The following is a 17,522-nucleotide window of genomic DNA, read 5'->3' as shown; positions in this document are numbered from 1 at the left end:
CATCGGGGCGACGAATGTCCGGAAAACGCTGCCGGGTGCCCGTGTTCCGGTGCCGGGTGCCGCCGCGGCAGGGCCCGGCAGGGTGCGTCGGACCCTGCCGGGCACCTCGCCGGGCGTCCCGTCAGGCGGCGAAGTTCCGGGACAGGGAGTCCTGTTCGTCGATCTCCACGAGGTCGGGGCGGGTATAGCGCTCCGCCCTCGCGTGGTAGTCGAAGTCCCCTCGGACGAGCCCCCGGTAATCCTGGACGCAGCGTTCCAGGGCGGCTCGCGGGAGGCCCTCGATTCCCGCCGCGTCCATCTCCTCGATGAGTTCCTTCTCGGCCCGCTGAACGCGGTCGGCAATGCGCGCCAGCAGGATTCCCGCTTCGTCCGCCGCCTCCTGGAGCGTGCCCCCGCGGTCTCGCTGAATCAGCCGGACGGTGTTGTGCTCGTAACCGAGCAGGGCTTCCTTCTCGAAGGAGCAGATATCGTTGCAGAGGCCTGAGTGGTCGGTCACCGCATTGCGTAACGCGATATAGGCGGGAAGGCTCCGTGCGGATTCCGGAAGGTCTATTCCGGCCGTGATCTCGTGCAGATCGAGGAACGGTTGCATGGCCACCGAATCGCGGCGGTGCTTCACGAAATCGGCCGTGCTCGGTACATGGCCGGCGGCCCGGTCGACGGCCTCGGCGTAGTACGTCCACAGCCAGGCCGCCGTGTCCCTGCGGAACTGCCGTACCCAGTGCGCGGGCCGGTCCGTGCAGGTCCGGGCCAGTAGTTCGTCGAGGGCACGCTCCATGGGGCCGGCCGGTGCCCGCGCGCCGTCGAGCACGCCCACCAGATGTGTGATGGCGGATTCGCACAGCCCGGGGTCGCGGCCGGCCGGGCCGTCGTCGAACTCGTCGTCGACGAGGAACGCCCAGAAGAGCCACTGGCAGAACAGGTCGAGGTGTTTCTGTGAGGCCTCGGGAAATATCAGGGAGATCCAGAGCTCGGGGCGGGTCCTGATCATTTTCTTTTGGGCCACCGGCGACAGGACGAGATTGCTGGACTCAGCCCATTCCCAGGCGGCCTGCCTGGTTTTCTCAACTCCCGGATTACATCCCGCGCTCTCGAACGGCATGTGGAATTCTGGAAGCGCGATCTTGCTCATGATGCACCTCGTCGAGACGATACGAACAGGGAAGGGGGATGCGTGAATCGAATCGCGCAGGCACGGCCGGAGCGGCGAGCGGAGAACCCGGCCCTGTCGATCGGCGCATCGACACGGCCGCGTCATCGGGGACAGCTGTCCGCACCGGCCCGGCGAACGGGCGGTGAGACCGTGAACCAGCTGTGGCGGACCGCCGCGGGAGCGGATCAGTGGCGGCGGGGCGGTTGGCCGGTCCGCGGGGGCCGCGACGCTCTTCGCGAAACACCGCGGCCGGGCCGGACGGCCGGATCCCGTCGGGGATGCGTCATGGGAGGGGCGGCTGTCATCGCTGTCCTCTTTCCTCCGCCGGGGCCTGGGCATCGGAGCAGGGCCCCGCGGGGCCCATGGCAGCGGACCGCCTGACGTGCACGGCGATTGCGTCACCACTCGTCACGACCAGTGAACTCCCAGTATGCGGGGGAGGGAAGCTGCATGTGACTGAAAATGTGTGTTCGTCAGGAACGCCTGCCCAGTTATGAGCAGTTGGCGTACTCCTGTGTTGGCCGGGGTGGCGGACGGCAGGCCGTCGCCTGGCCGGTTCGGCGCACCGGCACTCCTCCCCGGCCCCTCTCACCGTAGGGCCGGTTCAGACGGGCAGCGAGGCGAGCCAGTCCGTCAGGATCGAGTTGACCTCTTCGGGGCGCTCCTGCTGGATCCAGTGGCCGCAACCGTCCAGGATGTGTGAGGAGACCAGGCCGGGCAGCGTCGTGGGATACGCCGCGACGGCATCGGCCAGCCAGGTGGTGGAGGCGTCCAGGGAGCCGCCGAGGAAGAGGGACGGCTGAGTGACGGGTGCGCCGTCGAAGTCCGCGAGATCCTCCCAGTCCCGGTCCATGTTCCGGTAGCGGTTGAGCGCCCCGCTCATCCCGGCCCGCTCGAACTCGCCCGCGTAGAAGTCGAGTTCGGCCTCGCCGAGCCAGCCGGGCCGTCGGCCGGGGAATCGCTCGCGCAGCGTCCCGCCGGGCCCGGCGAAGTGCGGGTCCGGGGCGTCGGGCGCGGGCATGGTGTCGGCGGAGAACGCCGCGTAGAAGCCCGCGAGCCAGCCGCGGACATCCGGCTCGATCTCGGCCTCCGCCCGGCCGGGCTCCTGGAAACGCGAGACGTAGAACTCCTCGCCGCCGCCCATCCCCGCGAAGACCTCGCTGGGACGCGGACCGCCGCGCGGGGTGTACGGAACGCTCAGCAGCCCCACCGCGCGGAAGACATCGGGCCTGATCAGCGCAGAGTTCGCCGCGATCGTCGCACCCCAGTCATGGCCGATGACCACCGCACCGCGCTCGCCGAGCGCGTGCACCACGGCTGCGTTGTCCTCGACCAGTTCGCGCATCCGGTACGCCGCGACGTCCCCGGGCCGGGAGGACCGTCCGTATCCCCGGACATCGATGGCGACCGCCCGGTATCCGGCGGCGGCCAGCACGGGCAGCTGGTGGCGCCAGGAGTACCAGGACTCCGGGAATCCGTGCAGCAGCAGCACCAGGGGGCCGGTGCCCTGCTCCACCAGGTGGATACGGCCGGCCGGAGAGGGGACGGTGCGGTGCGTGAGCTCCGGGGACGGGGCGGGCTGCTGCGACATGAATCCTCCGCGGTCTCGGTCTGTGTCGGTCACGATCGGGCGTGTCCGCCGACCGCGCTCACGGACCCGCGCCGCCCGGGAGCGGCCCGACGGCCCGGACGACGATCATGCGACGGGTGCCGGGCCCGCCGCGAGCTCTGTTGCCGCTTCGGCAAACCCCGACCGTGATGCGGCCGGCGCGGCCCGGCAGGGGTTCCCGCCGTACTCACCGCATGACGGGTGGCACTCACCCGGTGACGGGCAACGCGTGGAGTCCGCGCATCAGCCGTGTCCGGCGCCGGTCCGTCCCCCGCGCGGACAGGGCGAGACGCAGCCGCGGGAACCGCGGGTCCTGAAGGGGATCGGTCAGCTTCCTCAGCGCTCGATGATGTTCACCGCGAGCCCGCCGCGCGCCGTCTCCTTGTACTTGACCGACATGTGGACGGCTGTTGATCACGGGACTGACCTGCAGTTTTGGCGTGCCCAGGCTTCACGTCAGGGACTTTGTGGGGACTTTTTGTCGAGAGCTGATTACAACGTATCGCGTGTTGCGTGAAAAGCGTGCGGGATTGGGTAGTTGACGATCGAGCGCCACGCGATGGCTTCGGCGAGCCCGCTCTCGTTATGCGGTGCTCATGCACGAGCGCCCTCCCGGGTAGTGGAAGGGCGCTCAACGATGATCGACGTCGACACCGCCGACAGTTCAGCAGCAGGTCAAGACTTTGATCGAAGAGACGGCCGCAGGTCACGGCCGTCGTTGACGAGTTGTGGCTGTGCAGCAGTCGGATCAAAGAGCCAAGGTTCGGTACTCGGACAACAGGGAGGTCAGCCGATCCACGAGCTGCTACGCGAGGCGGAAATGAAAGAGCGCGCTGCGAGGGTGTGAGGAGTCTGAGGGAAGTTGGGAGGCGCATCAGGTTCCGGCTGGCGTCGGTCGGTTCAGCGACCGACATTTCCTGGTGTGCGGGGTGGATCAGACCAGGGTCGACGGTATCGCGCACAGTTCGAAGACTGGTGGCAAGAACTCTATAGCCGAGGCGGGGTCACGGGCGGATCGTGGTGTTGTCTCCGGTGACGGCCGTGCCGATCGTCTCGCCTGTGCCCGATTGTCCGTCTGGCGTAGTGCGTCGGCCAGGCCGATGTAGTTGGACAGGGTGTCCGGGTGGGACTCGCCGAAGACCTGCTCGCACTGGGTGATGACGGTTTCGAATAGCGGGACGGCGCGATCAGGGTCGCCCGCCGCGAGGTGTGCATTCGCGAGGCCGCTTCGGGTGGCGAGGGTATGGGGGTGGGTCTCGCCGAGCAGCGCGGCACGGTGCTTGAGGACGGTGTCGTACTGGGCGATCGCCTGTCCATCGTGGCCGGCGGCCCGGTATGCCTGCGCTAGCCCGTTCCTAGTGGTCAAGGTCTGAGGATGGCCCTCGCCGAGGAGGTGGGCGCTCTGCGCGGCCGCGGTCTCCAGCAATGGAAGCGAACGGGTGAAGTCTCCGGCGTCTCGGTAGGCGCAGCCGAGATTCGCACGGATGGCAATGGTCTCTGGGTACGCCTCGCCGTACACCTCCTCGCATCGGGCCAGGGCCGTCTTGAGGTGCTGCGCTGCCTGGTCAGGGCGTCCGGCGATCAGATAGGCGTAGGCAAGGTTGTTCCGGCTGGTGATGGTTTCGGATTCGCTGTCGCCGAACGCCTGCTGCCACTGTGTGAAGACGGCGGAGTACATCGGAATGGCGCGGGACAGGTCGCCTGAAGCGAGGTAGACCGCCGCTAGACCGTGCTGGCTGCTCAGCGTGGCAGGGTGAGTTGGTCCTAGGGATCGCTGGTGATGCGTGAGTGTGGCCTCATACAGAGAGACAGCACGACCCAAGTCGCCGGACGCATGGTAGGTGCGGGCCAGTTCCTCGCAGCTGACGAGAGTGTCGGGGTGATCGTTGCCAAGTGCGTGCCTACGCCGGGCCAACGTCTCCTCGTGGAGTGTGACGGCACGGGCCAGATCGCCGGAGTCACGGTACGAGTTGGCAAGGTTGGCGGCGACGGTGAGCGTCCCTAGATGCGAGTCGCCGAGTACCTGCGCGCACTGGGCAACCAACGGTTCGAGGATGGCGATGGACCGTTCGAAGTCCCCGGCTCCGTAGTAGGCGTCGCCCAGGTTCGAACGGACCTTCATGGTGATTTCGTGCTCGGCGCCAGCGAGCGCTTCGCAGCGGGCGAGGGCCGCCGTCAGTAGCGGAACGGCGCGGCCGTCATGGCCGAGGCCCTGGAGGTAGAGTGCAGCGCTCGCGTACCGGCCGGCGGGAAAGGTGTCAGCGTGTCCGTCAGGAGTGGTGGCCGCGAGCGCGACGAGGTGCGGAAGCAGCCGATCCCAGGTGGGGGACCGGCCAGAGTCGGGTGGTTCTCCCAGGGGGGCGACCGCAGCGCTCAGCAGCCGTTCGGCCTCCAACCTGCCGGTTGGCGCGCTGTCACCGATGGGCGACTGGTTCCGGAGTGTGGTCTGGACGAGGCGGTGGATGCTCACCGAGTCCGAGTGATGCCGCGGTGTGTGGCGGTGGCGGTCAGCGCTGTGGTGAGTTCTTGGCCGTCCAGGTCGTTGAGGGTGAGCAGGCGGTAGAGGTCACCGTAGTCGCGGTCGCGGGTGTTGAGGTTGCCGAGTGAGATGGCGGTGGAGAGTTTTTCGGCGATGACGGTGGCGAGTGGGTAGCCGAGGAGCTGGAAGCTGTCCGTCGTGAGTTGCTGCGGATAGTCGATGATCCGGGGGCCGGGGGTGACGGGGTCGCCGAAGCTGATATCCAGTTGGAGCTTGAGTCGTGCTCGGGCGATGGAGGCGGCCATAGACAGGCGTAGACCGTGGTACTCGTCCTCCTCACGAATGGGGACGGTCTTGAGTGTCGTGGGATCGAATACGACGCCGTCGTCGCTCTCGGTGGCGGCGATGGCCGCGATTCTGTGGATGATCTCTGTTTCTGTGCCTGGGAAAGATCGACCGAGGATGTCGACGTCCCGGGTCATTCGACGTGCGCCGAACTGAGCGAGCGGCAGGCCACCTTTGAGGACGAAGTGCTCCCGGCCCAGGGACGATGAGGCCAGGCGGTAGAGGAACCGTTCGAGGATGTACTCGACCATGACCTCGTCCGTGGACCGGCTGTTGCGGCGCGCCAGGTTGCGCAGGTCGTTGTAGACGCGGCCGGCGGTGGTGTCGCGGGTGGGGTTGGCCATCAGGCGAGCACCGCCTCTACGGCGGGGCGGACGACGGAGAGGGCGTCCAACTCGCGTGCGATGTGCTGGAGTTCGCCAACCCCGCCGCGCCCGCTTCGGCGCAGGTAGCGGCCGAGCGCGGACAGGGCGAGGGTTTCGCCGAGGCGGCTGCGGTGGCGCATTGCGTCGACGACGCTGCGAGCTGCGTTGTACATGGGGATGGTTTCTCCCGGGGCTGCTTCGAACCGTTCGATACCGAGGTCGAAGGTCTTTGCGGCGTACTGCGCCACCACGGTCGGCGGGTAGGAAATCGTCGGGCGGCGTGAACCGCGCGGCACGGCGATGTGTACTGCTGCGGGGATGTCGTCGATCAGTTCATGCAGGGCCAGGGCGGATTCACCGCACACGACGGCGCGATGGGCCCGTGCGCACACGGCCAGCAAATCCGCGTGCGCCGTTTCCGGGGCGTCTGCCCGCCGGTACACCCCACGGGACAGTTCGTCTATCTCCCCCTCCGTGACCAAGTGCGCCAGATCGCGAGGGGAGAGCAGGGCCTGTCGCGCCTGCGCCGTCGTGAATGTGGGGGAGAGGCCGGCCAGCCGCTGCTCCAAGCGCGGGTTTTCCGCAGCGTTCATGTATCGAATGGTGCCCCTTGGGTGGGAGTGGGGGAACGATTTGATACATCAGCTGGTGGGTGAGCGGCACATCCGGCGTTGATCACATGCCGCGAACCCGCAGGTCAAAAGCCCCTTCCAGGGGGATATCCCAGGGACTTTTCAGGGACTTTCACGTCTGTCCCAGGGCGTTTTCAGGGACTTTCCGCCGCGCAAGCAGGCAAGGCCCTGACGGCGCTGAAAGATACAAAACGCGCTGGTCAGGGCCTATCCGCCTAGCACTCGATGATGTTCACCGCGAGCCCGCCCCGCGCCGTCTCCTTGTACTTGACGCTCATGTCGGCGCCCGTCTCCTTCATGGTCTTGATGACCTTGTCGAGGGAGACCTTGTGGCTGCCGTCTCCGCGCAGCGCCATCTTCGCGGCCGTGACGGCCTTGACCGCCGCCATGCCGTTGCGCTCGATGCACGGGATCTGGACGAGGCCGCCGACCGGGTCGCAGGTCAGGCCCAGATTGTGCTCCATGCCGATCTCGGCGGCGTTCTCGACCTGCTCCGGGGTACCGCCCAGGACCTCGGCGAGCGCGCCCGCGGCCATGGAGCAGGCGGAGCCCACCTCGCCCTGGCAGCCGACCTCGGCGCCGGAGATGGAGGCGTTCTCCTTGAAGAGCATGCCGATGGCTCCGGCGGCCAGGAGGAAGCGGACGATGCTGTCGTCCTTCTCCGCCTCGGTGGCGCCGCCGGCGGCGAAGTTCACGTAGTAGTGCAGCACCGCCGGGATGATGCCCGCGGCGCCGTTGGTCGGGGCGGTGACGACGCGGCCGCCCGCGGCGTTCTCCTCGTTGACCGCCATCGCGTAGAGGGTGATCCACTCCATCGCGTGGGTCTGCGGGTCGCCCTCGGCGCGCAGCTGGCGGGCGGTGTTCGCGGCGCGGCGGCGGACCTTGAGGCCACCGGGCAGGATGCCCTCGCGGGACATGCCGCGAGACACGCACGCCTGCATGGAACGCCAGATGTCCAGCAGACCGGAGCGGATCTCGTCCTCGGTGCGCCAGGCCCGCTCGTTCTCCAGCATCAGGGAGGAGATCGACAGACCGGTGTCGCGGGCGAGCCGCAGCAGTTCGTCGCCGGTGCGGAACGGGTTCTTCAGCACGGTGTCGTCGAGGACGATCCGGTCCTCGCCCACCGCGTCCTCGTCGACCACGAAGCCGCCGCCGACCGAGTAGTACGTCTTCTCCAGGAGCGGGGCGCCGTCGCGGTCGAACGCGAAGACCGTCATGCCGTTGGCGTGGTACGGCAGGGCCTTGCGGCGGTGCAGGATCAGCTGCTCGTCGGCGTCGAAGGCGATCTCGTGCATCCCGAGGAGGTTGAGCCGGCCGGTCGAGCGGATCTCGGCGACCCGGTCGTCGGCCGTTTCCACGTCGACGGTACGGGGGGATTCGCCCTCCAGGCCGAGCAGGACGGCCTTGGGGGTGCCGTGGCCGTGGCCGGTGGCGCCGAGCGAGCCGAACAGCTCGGCGCGTATCGAGGCGGTGTGGGCCAGCAGGCCCTCGTTCTTCAGCCGACGCGCGAACATACGGGCCGCGCGCATCGGGCCGACCGTATGGGAGCTGGACGGGCCGATGCCGATCGAGAACAGGTCGAAGACCGAGATGGCCACGGGTGACTCCTCAAAGCGCTGGTAGACGCCGTTGTCTGCCGGGTGGTGCGGTACGGGCCGGGTCGGCCCGAAGAGCGGGGACAAGGGATGGGGCACCGCGCTCACTGTTCAGTGTGCGCGGTGCCCCTCCCCAACGTGCAAATACGCAGGTCCGGACTACAGACCGGGGTACAGCGGGAACTTCTTGGCGAGCGCGGCGACGCGGGCCTTCAGGTCGTCCGCGTCGTAGGACGGCTTGAGGGCGGACGCGATGATCTCCGCGACCTCGGTGAAGTCCTCCGTCCCGAAACCGCGGGTCGCCAGGGCCGGGGTGCCGATCCGCAGACCCGAGGTGACCATCGGCGGCCGCGGGTCGTTCGGGATGGCGTTCCGGTTGACCGTGATGCCCAGCTCGTGGAGGCGGTCCTCGGCCTGCTGGCCGTCCAGCTCGGAGTTGCGCAGGTCCACCAGGACCAGGTGCACGTCCGTGCCGCCGGACAGGACGGAGACGCCGACCTCGGTGACGTCCGGCTGCACCAGACGCTCGGCGAGGATGCGGGCGCCGTCCAGGGTGCGCTGCTGGCGCTCCTTGAACTCCTCGGTCGCCGCGACCTTGAAGGAGACCGCCTTGGCCGCGATCACGTGCTCCAGCGGGCCGCCCTGCTGACCGGGGAAGACCGCCGAGTTGATCTTCTTGGCGAGCTCCTGCGTCGACAGGATGACGCCACCGCGCGGACCGCCGAGGGTCTTGTGCGTGGTGGTCGTGACGACATGGGCGTGCGGCACCGGGCTGGGGTGCAGACCCGCGGCGACCAGACCGGCGAAGTGCGCCATGTCGACCATCAGGTACGCGCCGACCTCGTCCGCGATCCGGCGGAAGGCGGCGAAGTCCAGCTGACGGGGGTACGCGGACCAGCCGGCCACGATCATCTTCGGCTTGGACTCCTTGGCGAGGCGCTCGACCTCGGCCATGTCCACGACGCCGGTCTCGTCCACGTGGTACGGGACCACGTTGTAGAGCTTGCCGGAGAAGTTGATCTTCATGCCGTGGGTCAGGTGACCGCCGTGGGCCAGGTTCAGGCCCATGATCGTGTCGCCCGGCTTCAGCAGCGCGAACATCGCGGCGGCGTTGGCCTGCGCGCCGGAGTGCGGCTGCACGTTCGCGGCCTCGGCTCCGAAGAGCGCCTTGACGCGGTCGATGGCGATCTGCTCGATCACATCGACGTGCTCGCAGCCGCCGTAGTAGCGGCGGCCCGGGTAACCCTCGGCGTACTTGTTGGTCAGGACGGAGCCCTGGGCCTCCATGACCGCGACCGGAGCGAAGTTCTCCGAGGCGATCATCTCGAGGGTGGACTGCTGACGGTGGAGCTCGGCGTCGACCGCGGCGGCGACATCCGGGTCCAGCTCGTGGAGGGAGGAGTTGAGAAGCGACATCAGGTGGTCCCTTGGGGTCTCAGTTGCCGGAGAACGCGGTGTACTCGTCGGCGGAGAGCAGATCGGCCGGCTCCTCCGCGACACGTACCTTGAACAGCCAGCCGCCTTCGAACGGTGCGGAGTTCACCAGCGAGGGGTCGTCCACGACGTCCTGGTTCGCGGCCGTGATCTCACCGGTCACCGGCGAGTACAGGTCGCTGACGGACTTGGTCGACTCCAGCTCACCGCAGGTCTCGCCCGCGGTCACCGTGTCACCGACCTCGGGGAGCTGGGCGTAGACGACGTCACCGAGCGCGTTGGCCGCGTACTCCGTGATGCCGATCGTGGCCACACCGTCCTCGACGGCCGACAGCCACTCGTGCTCCTTGCTGTACCGCAGCTGCTGGGGGTTGCTCATGACCTGAATTCTCCTGTACGCGGGGGAGTGCTGATGAACGATGGTCTTACGGTGTGAGACAGGACTGCGTCACGTGCGTGGAGCGCTGCCGCGCCCACGGCCTACTTCTTGCGCTTGTAGAACGGCAGCGCCACGACCTCGTACGGCTCGTGGCTGCCCCGGATGTCCACCGCGACGCCCTCGGTGCCGGGCGTGGCGTGCGCGGCGTCGACGTATGCCATGGCGATCGGCTTGCCGAGGGTGGGCGACGGGGCGCCCGAGGTGACCTCGCCGACGACCTGGCCGGCGGCGATGACGGGGAAGCCCGCCCGCGGCACCCGGCGGCCCTCGGCGACCAGGCCGACGAGCTTGCGGGGCGGGGCGGTCTCGGCGCGCTCGGCGGCGGCCTCCAGCGCCTTGCGGCCGACGAAGTCCCCCTCCTTCTCGAACTTCACGACCCGGCCGAGCCCGGCGTCGAACGGGGTCAGCCCGGTGGTCAGCTCGTGCCCGTACAGCGGCATGCCCGCCTCCAGGCGCAGCGTGTCGCGGCAGGAGAGCCCGCAGGGGATCAGGCCGCGGGAGGCGCCCGCCTCGGTCAGCGCCCGCCACAGCTGCTCGGCGTGCCCGGGGGCGACGAACAGCTCGAAGCCGTCCTCGCCGGTGTAGCCGGTACGGGCGATCAGCGCGGGGACCCCGGCGACGGTGCCGGGCAGACCGGCGTAGTACTTCAGCCCGTCCAGGTCGGCGTCGGTGACGGCGGCCAGGATGGCGGGGGACTCGGGGCCCTGGACGGCCAGCAGCGCGTACGCGTCGCGGTCGTCGCGGACCTCGGCGTCGAAGCCCTCGGCGCGGGCGGTCAGCGCGTCCAGCACGATCTGGGCGTTGCCCGCGTTGGCGACGACCATGTACTCGGTGTCCGCCAGCCGGTACACGATCAGGTCGTCCAGGATGCCGCCGTCCTCGGCGCAGATCATCGTGTAGCGGGCCCGGCCCACGGAGACGGTGCCGATGTTGCCGACCAGCGCGAAGTTCAGCAGGTCCACGGCCGCCGGGCCGGTGACGGTGATCTCGCCCATGTGGGAGAGGTCGAAGAGGCCGGCCCTCGTGCGCACGGCGATGTGCTCGTCGCGCTCACTGGCGTACCGCAGGGGCATGTCCCAGCCCGCGAAGTCGGTCATCGTGGCGCCCAGCGAACGGTGCAGGGCATCGAGGGCTGTGAGGCGGGGGGCGGTGCTCATTGATATGGCTCCCAGGGCATGACGACGAGGACGATCCCTCCCCATCTGTCATCGGAACCTGAGAGGTTCGCCGAGAGACCCCGCAGGGGTTCGGCTTGCACCTTGGGTGGAGCCGCCGGGCGACTCGCTTTTCAGATCTGCCTCATCCACGCGGTACGGGGCCTGAGAGATTCAAGGGAGGATCTTGCTCCTTCGGCGCCCGGCCCAGTGGCCGGAACTCTCCCGCGCGGATTCAAGCGGCCTTTATGCAGTTGGCCGGGTCATCATCGCACGCATCGCCGGGCCGTGGGGCGCCGGTACCCCCCTGGATCCGGCGGGTCGCATGCTTGTGCCGCATTACCTTTTCTTTACACTTCTTGGCAGGTGTGGGTCTGCCGACAGGGGGATGACGATGACGTTGCAGCGGTACGCGACGACCGCGGGAGCCGCGCACGGCGCGCTGCCCGCACAGCCGGGTGCGCCGGCCCGGGGGGCGCGGGGCCCGCGCGGACCCGTCGTACGGGATCTGCGGGACCGGGCCGGGCGCAGCCCGCGCGGCCTGCACTTCGCGGCGGGCGATGTCGTGGTGGTCTCCGGACTGCCGGGCAGCGGCAAATCGACCCTGATCAGACGGGCCGTGTCCGCCCGCGTCATCGACTCCCAGGACACCAGGGACCGCTGGGCCGGCCTGCTGCCCCGCTTAGTCCCCTACGCCCTCTACCGCCCGCTCGTCCGCGTCGCCCACTACTGGGGGCTGTGGCAGGTGCTGCGCTCCGGCGCCTCCGTCGTCGTCCACGACTGCGGCACCCAGGCCTGGGTGCGCGGCTGGCTGGCGCGCGACGCCCGGCGGCGCGGCCGCATCCTGCACCTCGTCCTGCTCGACGTCACCCCGCAGACCGCGCGGGCGGGCCAGCTCGAACGCGGGCGCGGCGTCTCCGGCTACGCGTTCGCCCGGCACCGCAGGGCCCTGCGGAGGCTGCTGCGGGACACCGAGACGGGCACTCTGCCGCTCGGCTGCGTCTCGGCGGTGCTGCTGGACCGCGAGGCGGCGACGCTGCTGACCCGGATCACCTTCGCGGAGGCACAGAGCGAGGACGGGTAGCCCACTGCCCGATGCCTGGACACCCGGTGCGCGGCGCTAACCTCTTGCTGCACGGCACGGGGCGAGAGAGGGAAGCAGTGGACATTCCGGCACAGGGTCACACCACTCCGCAGGGCGGATGGCCGGCCAACGAGCTCGAAGAGGTACTGGGCGCCTCGCTCGGCAGCCCGGAAGCGGGCGGCCGGCTCGTGGAGGTGCTCGGCCGCAGCCATCTCTGGGTGCCCCTGCCCAACGGCGGCGGGCCGGAAGCCCCCGACCTGGACCTGCCGACACTGGAGATCGACGGCGCACCGTACGTCCCCGTGTTCAGCTCCGAGCAGCAGTTCATCGCCTGCGTCGGCACCCATATGTCCTTCACCGTGGCGCCCGCCGTCGAGTTCGCCCGCGGACTGCCCCCGCAGCTCGGCATCGCGGTGAACCCGGGCGGCGCCGTCGGGATGCCGCTCCCGCCGCCCGCCGTGGCCGAACTCTGCCGGGCCGGACGCACCGTGCTCGACGGACCGTCCAGCGGCGGCCGGGTCCGGCTCTACGAGCCGGACTGGAAGGAGGAGCCCGTCGACTTCCTCTCCGCCGCGGCCGGCGAGTTCGAGGAGAGCGGCGTCGTGCTCAGCGCCCGCAGGGCCCTGGCCAGCATCGAGGGCGGCGACCCCGTGCTCTTCGTCGGCGTCGAGTTCTCGACCTGGGACGGCGCCGGGCGCAACGCCCCCATGGACGCCCTCGGCCGCGCGCTCGGCCGCGTCGAGGTGCGGTGGCCGGTCAATCTGGTGCTGCTCGACGTGGCGCAGGACCCGGTCGCCGACTGGATGCGCGCGAGGATCCGGCCGTTCTACCAGCGCGCCGCCGAGTAGCGCGGCCCGCTGTACCGCGGGGTGACGGCGGCGGCCCATGGCGTCAAGTCGGTGTCAGGACCGGCACCTAAGCTGGTTTGATGGCTGGTGCCTCGGCACCGTGCCGTACCCGAGTGCCCCGGGAGCGGCAGGCCGACACAGTGGATCGAAGAGGGGCGGGACCCAGGGTGAGTGCGTCAGGCATGGGGGCGGCCGATGGGATCTCCCCTGCTCGAGCGGAGCCGAGAGCCCGGGGAGAGGTCGAGCACATGCTGCGCCAAGTGACACCCGGGCGCTACGACGCGTACGAGGCTCTGCTCCAGGCCCTGGCGGGTGACCGGATCTGGATGCTGCTCTGGAACGGCCGGGCCGGTTCGCCCGACGCCCAGTACGGCAACATGGAGATCGACGGCCTCGGCTACGCCCCCTGTGTCACCTCCGCCCAGGAGCTCTCCGCCAGCGGCTGGAACCGGGCCCATGAGGTGGTGGGCGGCCGCGACATCGCCCGCGCCCTGTTCCCCGACCGCTGGGGCATCTGGCTGAACCCGCACGCCCCGGGCGGCGGCGTGGGCATTCCCTGGCTCGACCTGCGGCGGATCGCCACCGGCCTCGACCGGATGCCCGCCGGTCCGCTGCGGATCAGCGACCCCGCCGTCGAGACCCCGCAGTTCTACGCCCAGCTGACGCGCAACGCCCACCACACCCCGGCGATCCGCTCGCTGCGGCGCGCCTGGGTGCAGCCCGCGCTCGGTGTCCCGTACCTCGCCATCGGTCTCGATCTGTACGACACCAGCCAGCCGTCCGTCGACGCGGTGCGCGCGATGATGCAGCAGTCGATCGGCGCGGTCCCGGAGGGGCTGCCGGTCTCCACCGTAGCCATGTCCGACGAGTACGACCCGGTCGCGATGTGGCTGCGCGGCAACTCCCGTCCGTTCTACGACCGTGAATCGCACGCCCCGGCCGGCCGGAGCGGTGTCGTCGCTCCCGGTTACGGCTACCCGCAGGCACCCGGTCCGGCCCCGCACGCCTACTAGGCCCGCCGGACCCGCTCACCGGAGCGGACAAAGGTCCCTCCGCCGGACAAGGCGACCGCCGCGGTCACCCAAATAGCCACTCAATAAGGCCTGTTGGGTGTCATGTCCGTTCTGGTGGATTAGTGGCCGAGTGGTCCGCTCACTCGATCAAGCTGTCCGGATAACGGAAGCTCACTGACCGCATCACGTTTGAGCAAACATTCCCCGCCAGGTCTGGCGGGTGATCGCAACTGCGTTGAAGACTCCCGGCTAGTGGGGATCGTCGGCCCTTTGTACGAGGTTGCCCCGACGGACATTCCGCAGATGCTTTTTCGCACCGAGACATCAGCCGCATGAACATGCGCGGCTGACACGCGCCTGGCCGTTACCGCGGCGAGCAAGGGCCGGCCACCGCCGGCGGGAGGGGTCAAAGGCACTGTGACCGCACCGATCGAGACCACCGGATCGGCTGCCGAGGCTCAGCCGGAGGCAGTACTCACGGGAGTCAAACAGAGCCAGATCGAGGGCCGTTCGCTCGGGCAGATCGCCTGGACGCGCTTCAAGCGCGACAAGGTGGCCGTTGCCGGCGGCATCGTTGTCATCCTGCTGATCCTGCTCGCCGTTCTCTCCAAGCCGATCCAGGCCGTCTTCGGGCTGGACCCCAACGAGTTCCACCAGGAGCTCATCGACCCCGCGCTGCTCGCCCCCAAGGGCGACTGGGGCGGCATGAGCTGGAGTCATCCGCTCGGCGTCGAACCGCAGTACGGCCGCGACATCATGACCCGGGTCATCGAGGGCTCGTGGGTCTCCCTCGTCGTCGCCGTCGGCGCCACGCTGCTCTCCGTGGTGATCGGCGTCTTCTTCGGCGTGGTCTCGGGGTTCTACGGCGGCTGGGTCGACACGATCATCAGCCGCATGATGGACACCTTCCTGGCCTTCCCGCTGCTGCTGTTCGCGATCTCCATCTCGGCGGCGCTGCAGGACGGAGCCTTCGGTCTGGAGGGGCTGCCGCTGCGGATCGCCGTACTGATCTTCGTGATCGGCTTCTTCAGCTGGCCGTACATGGGCCGTATCGTCCGCGCCCAGACGATGAGCCTGCGCAACCGCGAATTCGTCGAGGCGGCCCGGTCGCTGGGTGCCCGGGGGCCCTTCATCCTCTTCCGGGAGCTGCTGCCGAACCTGGTGGCACCCATCCTGGTCTACTCCACGCTGCTGATTCCCTCGAACATCCTCTTCGAGGCGGGCCTCAGCTATCTCGGGGTCGGTATCGCCCCGCCGCAGGCCTCCTGGGGCGGGATGCTCACCAACGCGATCGACTTCTACCAGAACGACCCGATGTACATGATCGTGCCAGGCGTGGCCATCTTCGTCACGGTCCTGGCGTTCAACCTGCTGGGAGACGGGCTGCGTGATGCCCTCGACCCCCGCAGCAAGTAGTAGTGCCCGGGCGCTCGTCAAATCGACGGGCGACATGCCATGGCAACCATCGATTGAGGGGAATTTCCTCAGGTGAAGACCAGAAAAACGACAGCGGTGGTTGCCACGGCTGTGGTCCTGATGCTGGGCGCGTCCGCGTGCAACGGCTCCAAGGACGACAACGGCGGCACCGACAACAAGGGCTCCGGCGCCACTGACGCCGGGCTGACGTCGATCGTCAACAAGTCGGACAAGAAGGGCGGGACCGTCAAGATCGAGCTCTCCGACGAGCCCGACTCCCTTGACCCCGGCAACACGTACTACGGCTGGGTGCAGAACCTCTCCCGCCTGTACGGCCGCACCCTGACGTCCTTCAAGCCGGCCGCCGGCAAGGACGGCCTGGAGATCGTCCCGGACCTCGCGGAGGGCCTCGGCAAGCCGAGCGCGGACGCGAAGACCTGGACGTACACGCTGAGGAAGGGTCTCAAGTTCGAGGACGGGACCCCGATCACCTCGAAGGACGTCAAGTACGCCGTCGAGCGCTCCAACTTCGCGCCGGAGGCCCTGTCCAACGGCCCGACGTACTTCAAGGCCCACCTGGCCGGCGGCGACAAGTACAAGGGTCCGTACAAGGACAAGAGCCCCGACGGCATCTCCTCCATCGAGACGCCGGACGACACCACGATCGTCTTCAAGCTGAAGGACGCCTTCGCGGACTTCGACTACCTGGCGACCTTCTCGCAGACGGCCCCCGTGCCGGCCTCGAAGGACAAGGGTGCCGACTACGTCAAGCACATCGTGTCCTCGGGCCCGTACAAGTTCGAGTCGTACGACGAGGGCCGCGGCGCGACCCTCGTGCGCAACTCGAACTGGGACCCGAAGACCGACCCGAACCGCCCGGCCCTGCCGGACAAGGTGACGGTGCGCTTCAAGGTCAAGCAGGAGACGGTCGACAACAACCTGCTCGCCGACAACATCACCGTTGACGGCGCCGGCACCGGTGTCGCCCCGGCCACCCAGCCGAAGGTGCTCACCAAGGCCGACCTGAAGAAGCAGACCGACAACTCGTACGCGGGTGCCACCTCGTACATCGGTCTGAACGTCAACGTGAAGCCGTTCGACAACATCCACTGCCGCAAGGCCGTTCAGTGGGGCGTCGACAAGGCGTCGGTCCAGGCCGCCCAGGGTGGCGACCCCAAGGGTGACGTCGCGACGACCCTGCTGCCGCCGACGGTCAACGGCTACTCGAAGTTCGACCTGTACGAGTCCGCCGGCCACAAGGGCGACGAGGCCAAGGCCAAGGACGAGCTGAAGCAGTGCAACAAGCCGAACGGCTTCGACACCAAGATCTCGGCCCGCTCCGACCGCCCCGCCGAGATGGCCATGGTCACCGCGGTGCAGGCCTCGCTCAAGAAGATCGGCGTCAACGCCGAGATCAAGAGCTTCCCGGCCGGTAAGTACTTCTCGAACTTCGCGGGCAACCCGAGCTACGTGCACGCCAACAAGCTCGGCATGATCATGAGTGCCTGGGGTGCCGACTGGCCGACCGGCTTCGGCTTCCTGGACCAGATCATCAACGGCTCGGCCATCAAGCCGTCCGGTGGCAACAACGTCCAGGAACTGAACGACCCGAAGATCAACAAGCTGCTCAACGAGGGCATCGCCAACACCGACACCGCCGCCCGTGAGAAGGCGTGGGGCGACGTCGACAAGGCCGTGGCCGAAGGTGCGACCGCCGTGCCGCTGATCTACCGCAAGAACCTGCTGCTCCGGCCGAAGTCCGCGACGAACGTCACGGTCACCCAGGCCTACCTCGGCATGTACGACTACGTGCTGATGGGTTCCGCCAAGTAGGTACGGCCCCGCTCCCCGGGCCGCGCACCGCGGCCCGGGGAGCGGCCCCCCGGGCCCCCAGAATTGTCCTGAAAGGCAGGTGAAGGCACGGTGTCCGACCGTACGGGTTACCCCCGGCAGACA

Annotated in this window: 14 protein-coding genes and 1 riboswitch; of the genes, 5 read left to right on the top strand and 9 right to left on the bottom strand. The window is 68.7% G+C overall.

Going from position 1 to position 17,522, the window contains the following annotated elements; all coding sequences use genetic code 11:
• Positions 1-121 precede the first annotated feature (121 nt).
• The 9 genes from J1C73_RS24890 to gcvT form a co-directional block, all read right to left on the bottom strand.
• A complete protein-coding gene (locus J1C73_RS24890) occupies positions 122-1,132 on the bottom strand; it encodes a terpene synthase family protein (RefSeq protein WP_443732225.1) in 1,011 nt (336 codons plus the stop codon).
• A gap of 625 nt (positions 1,133-1,757) precedes the next feature.
• Positions 1,758-2,744, bottom strand: a complete 987-nt coding sequence (locus tag J1C73_RS24885) for an alpha/beta fold hydrolase (protein ID WP_207318344.1) — start codon at positions 2,742-2,744, stop codon at positions 1,758-1,760.
• Positions 2,745-3,696: 952 nt separating this feature from the next.
• A complete protein-coding gene (locus J1C73_RS24880) occupies positions 3,697-5,232 on the bottom strand; it encodes a tetratricopeptide repeat protein (protein WP_207318343.1) in 1,536 nt (511 codons plus the stop codon).
• On the bottom strand, positions 5,229-5,930 hold the full coding sequence (locus J1C73_RS24875) for a nucleotidyl transferase AbiEii/AbiGii toxin family protein (RefSeq protein ID WP_242644651.1): 702 nt from the start codon (positions 5,928-5,930) through the stop codon (positions 5,229-5,231). The genes J1C73_RS24880 and J1C73_RS24875 overlap by 4 nt, the downstream gene beginning before the upstream one ends.
• The gene (locus J1C73_RS24870) at positions 5,930-6,544 is read right to left on the bottom strand and encodes a type IV toxin-antitoxin system AbiEi family antitoxin domain-containing protein (RefSeq protein ID WP_030351863.1); all 615 of its coding nucleotides are present in this window, start codon (positions 6,542-6,544) and stop codon (positions 5,930-5,932) included. The genes J1C73_RS24875 and J1C73_RS24870 overlap by 1 nt, the downstream gene beginning before the upstream one ends.
• A gap of 254 nt (positions 6,545-6,798) precedes the next feature.
• Entirely contained in the window at positions 6,799-8,181 is a 1,383-nt protein-coding gene (locus J1C73_RS24865; protein WP_123461782.1) for an L-serine ammonia-lyase, read from the bottom strand.
• A gap of 156 nt (positions 8,182-8,337) precedes the next feature.
• Positions 8,338-9,594 (bottom strand): serine hydroxymethyltransferase, encoded by a 1,257-nt coding sequence (glyA, locus tag J1C73_RS24860; RefSeq protein ID WP_207318342.1) that lies wholly within the window; start codon positions 9,592-9,594, stop codon positions 8,338-8,340.
• Between the two features lie 19 nt (positions 9,595-9,613).
• Positions 9,614-9,991, bottom strand: coding sequence for a glycine cleavage system protein GcvH (gene gcvH / locus J1C73_RS24855; RefSeq protein ID WP_123461784.1), 378 nt, complete (start codon positions 9,989-9,991; stop codon positions 9,614-9,616).
• A 101-nt stretch (positions 9,992-10,092) separates the two neighbouring features.
• Complete coding sequence (gene gcvT / locus J1C73_RS24850) at positions 10,093-11,208, bottom strand: glycine cleavage system aminomethyltransferase GcvT (RefSeq protein ID WP_207318341.1); 1,116 nt, start codon at positions 11,206-11,208, stop codon at positions 10,093-10,095.
• A 141-nt stretch (positions 11,209-11,349) separates the two neighbouring features.
• A riboswitch (glycine riboswitch) is annotated at positions 11,350-11,443 on the bottom strand.
• A 156-nt stretch (positions 11,444-11,599) separates the two neighbouring features.
• On the opposite strand from gcvT, the gene J1C73_RS24845 reads away from it, so the two are divergent.
• From J1C73_RS24845 to J1C73_RS24825, 5 genes are all read left to right on the top strand, one after another.
• A complete protein-coding gene (locus J1C73_RS24845; protein ID WP_123462516.1) occupies positions 11,600-12,289 on the top strand; it encodes an AAA family ATPase in 690 nt (229 codons plus the stop codon).
• A 77-nt stretch (positions 12,290-12,366) separates the two neighbouring features.
• Entirely contained in the window at positions 12,367-13,137 is a 771-nt protein-coding gene (locus J1C73_RS24840) for an enhanced serine sensitivity protein SseB (RefSeq protein WP_207318340.1), read from the top strand.
• A 167-nt stretch (positions 13,138-13,304) separates the two neighbouring features.
• Positions 13,305-14,150, top strand: a complete 846-nt coding sequence (locus J1C73_RS24835; protein WP_372446734.1) for an enhanced serine sensitivity protein SseB C-terminal domain-containing protein — start codon at positions 13,305-13,307, stop codon at positions 14,148-14,150.
• Positions 14,151-14,567: 417 nt separating this feature from the next.
• Entirely contained in the window at positions 14,568-15,566 is a 999-nt protein-coding gene (locus tag J1C73_RS24830) for an ABC transporter permease (RefSeq protein WP_123461788.1), read from the top strand.
• Positions 15,567-15,638: 72 nt separating this feature from the next.
• Positions 15,639-17,399 carry an ABC transporter substrate-binding protein gene (locus J1C73_RS24825; RefSeq protein ID WP_207318338.1) on the top strand — a complete coding sequence of 587 codons (1,761 nt, stop codon included), beginning with the start codon at positions 15,639-15,641 and terminating at the stop codon, positions 17,397-17,399.
• The last annotated feature ends 123 nt before the right edge of the window (positions 17,400-17,522 follow it).

Origin of the sequence: Streptomyces laculatispora (genome assembly GCF_017353455.1) — a bacterium.
GTDB classification, from domain to species: domain Bacteria; phylum Actinomycetota; class Actinomycetes; order Streptomycetales; family Streptomycetaceae; genus Streptomyces; species Streptomyces laculatispora.
Note: the sequence above shows the minus strand (reverse complement) of the source record. Positions and strands in the feature narration are given on the sequence as shown.

What these genes read in the sequence shown, in the direction of transcription:
- J1C73_RS24890 (WP_443732225.1), bottom strand. Translation starts at nt 1,132, where the DNA reads ATGAGCAAGATCGCGCTTCCAGAATTCCACATGCCGTTCGAGAGCGCG.
- J1C73_RS24885 (WP_207318344.1), bottom strand. Translation starts at nt 2,744, where the DNA reads ATGTCGCAGCAGCCCGCCCCGTCCCCGGAGCTCACGCACCGCACCGTC.
- J1C73_RS24875 (WP_242644651.1), bottom strand. Translation starts at nt 5,930, where the DNA reads ATGGCCAACCCCACCCGCGACACCACCGCCGGCCGCGTCTACAACGAC.
- J1C73_RS24870 (WP_030351863.1), bottom strand. Translation starts at nt 6,544, where the DNA reads ATGAACGCTGCGGAAAACCCGCGCTTGGAGCAGCGGCTGGCCGGCCTC.
- glyA (WP_207318342.1), bottom strand. Translation starts at nt 9,594, where the DNA reads ATGTCGCTTCTCAACTCCTCCCTCCACGAGCTGGACCCGGATGTCGCC.
- gcvH (WP_123461784.1), bottom strand. Translation starts at nt 9,991, where the DNA reads ATGAGCAACCCCCAGCAGCTGCGGTACAGCAAGGAGCACGAGTGGCTG.
- gcvT (WP_207318341.1), bottom strand. Translation starts at nt 11,208, where the DNA reads ATGAGCACCGCCCCCCGCCTCACAGCCCTCGATGCCCTGCACCGTTCG.
- J1C73_RS24845 (WP_123462516.1), top strand. Translation starts at nt 11,600, where the DNA reads ATGACGTTGCAGCGGTACGCGACGACCGCGGGAGCCGCGCACGGCGCG.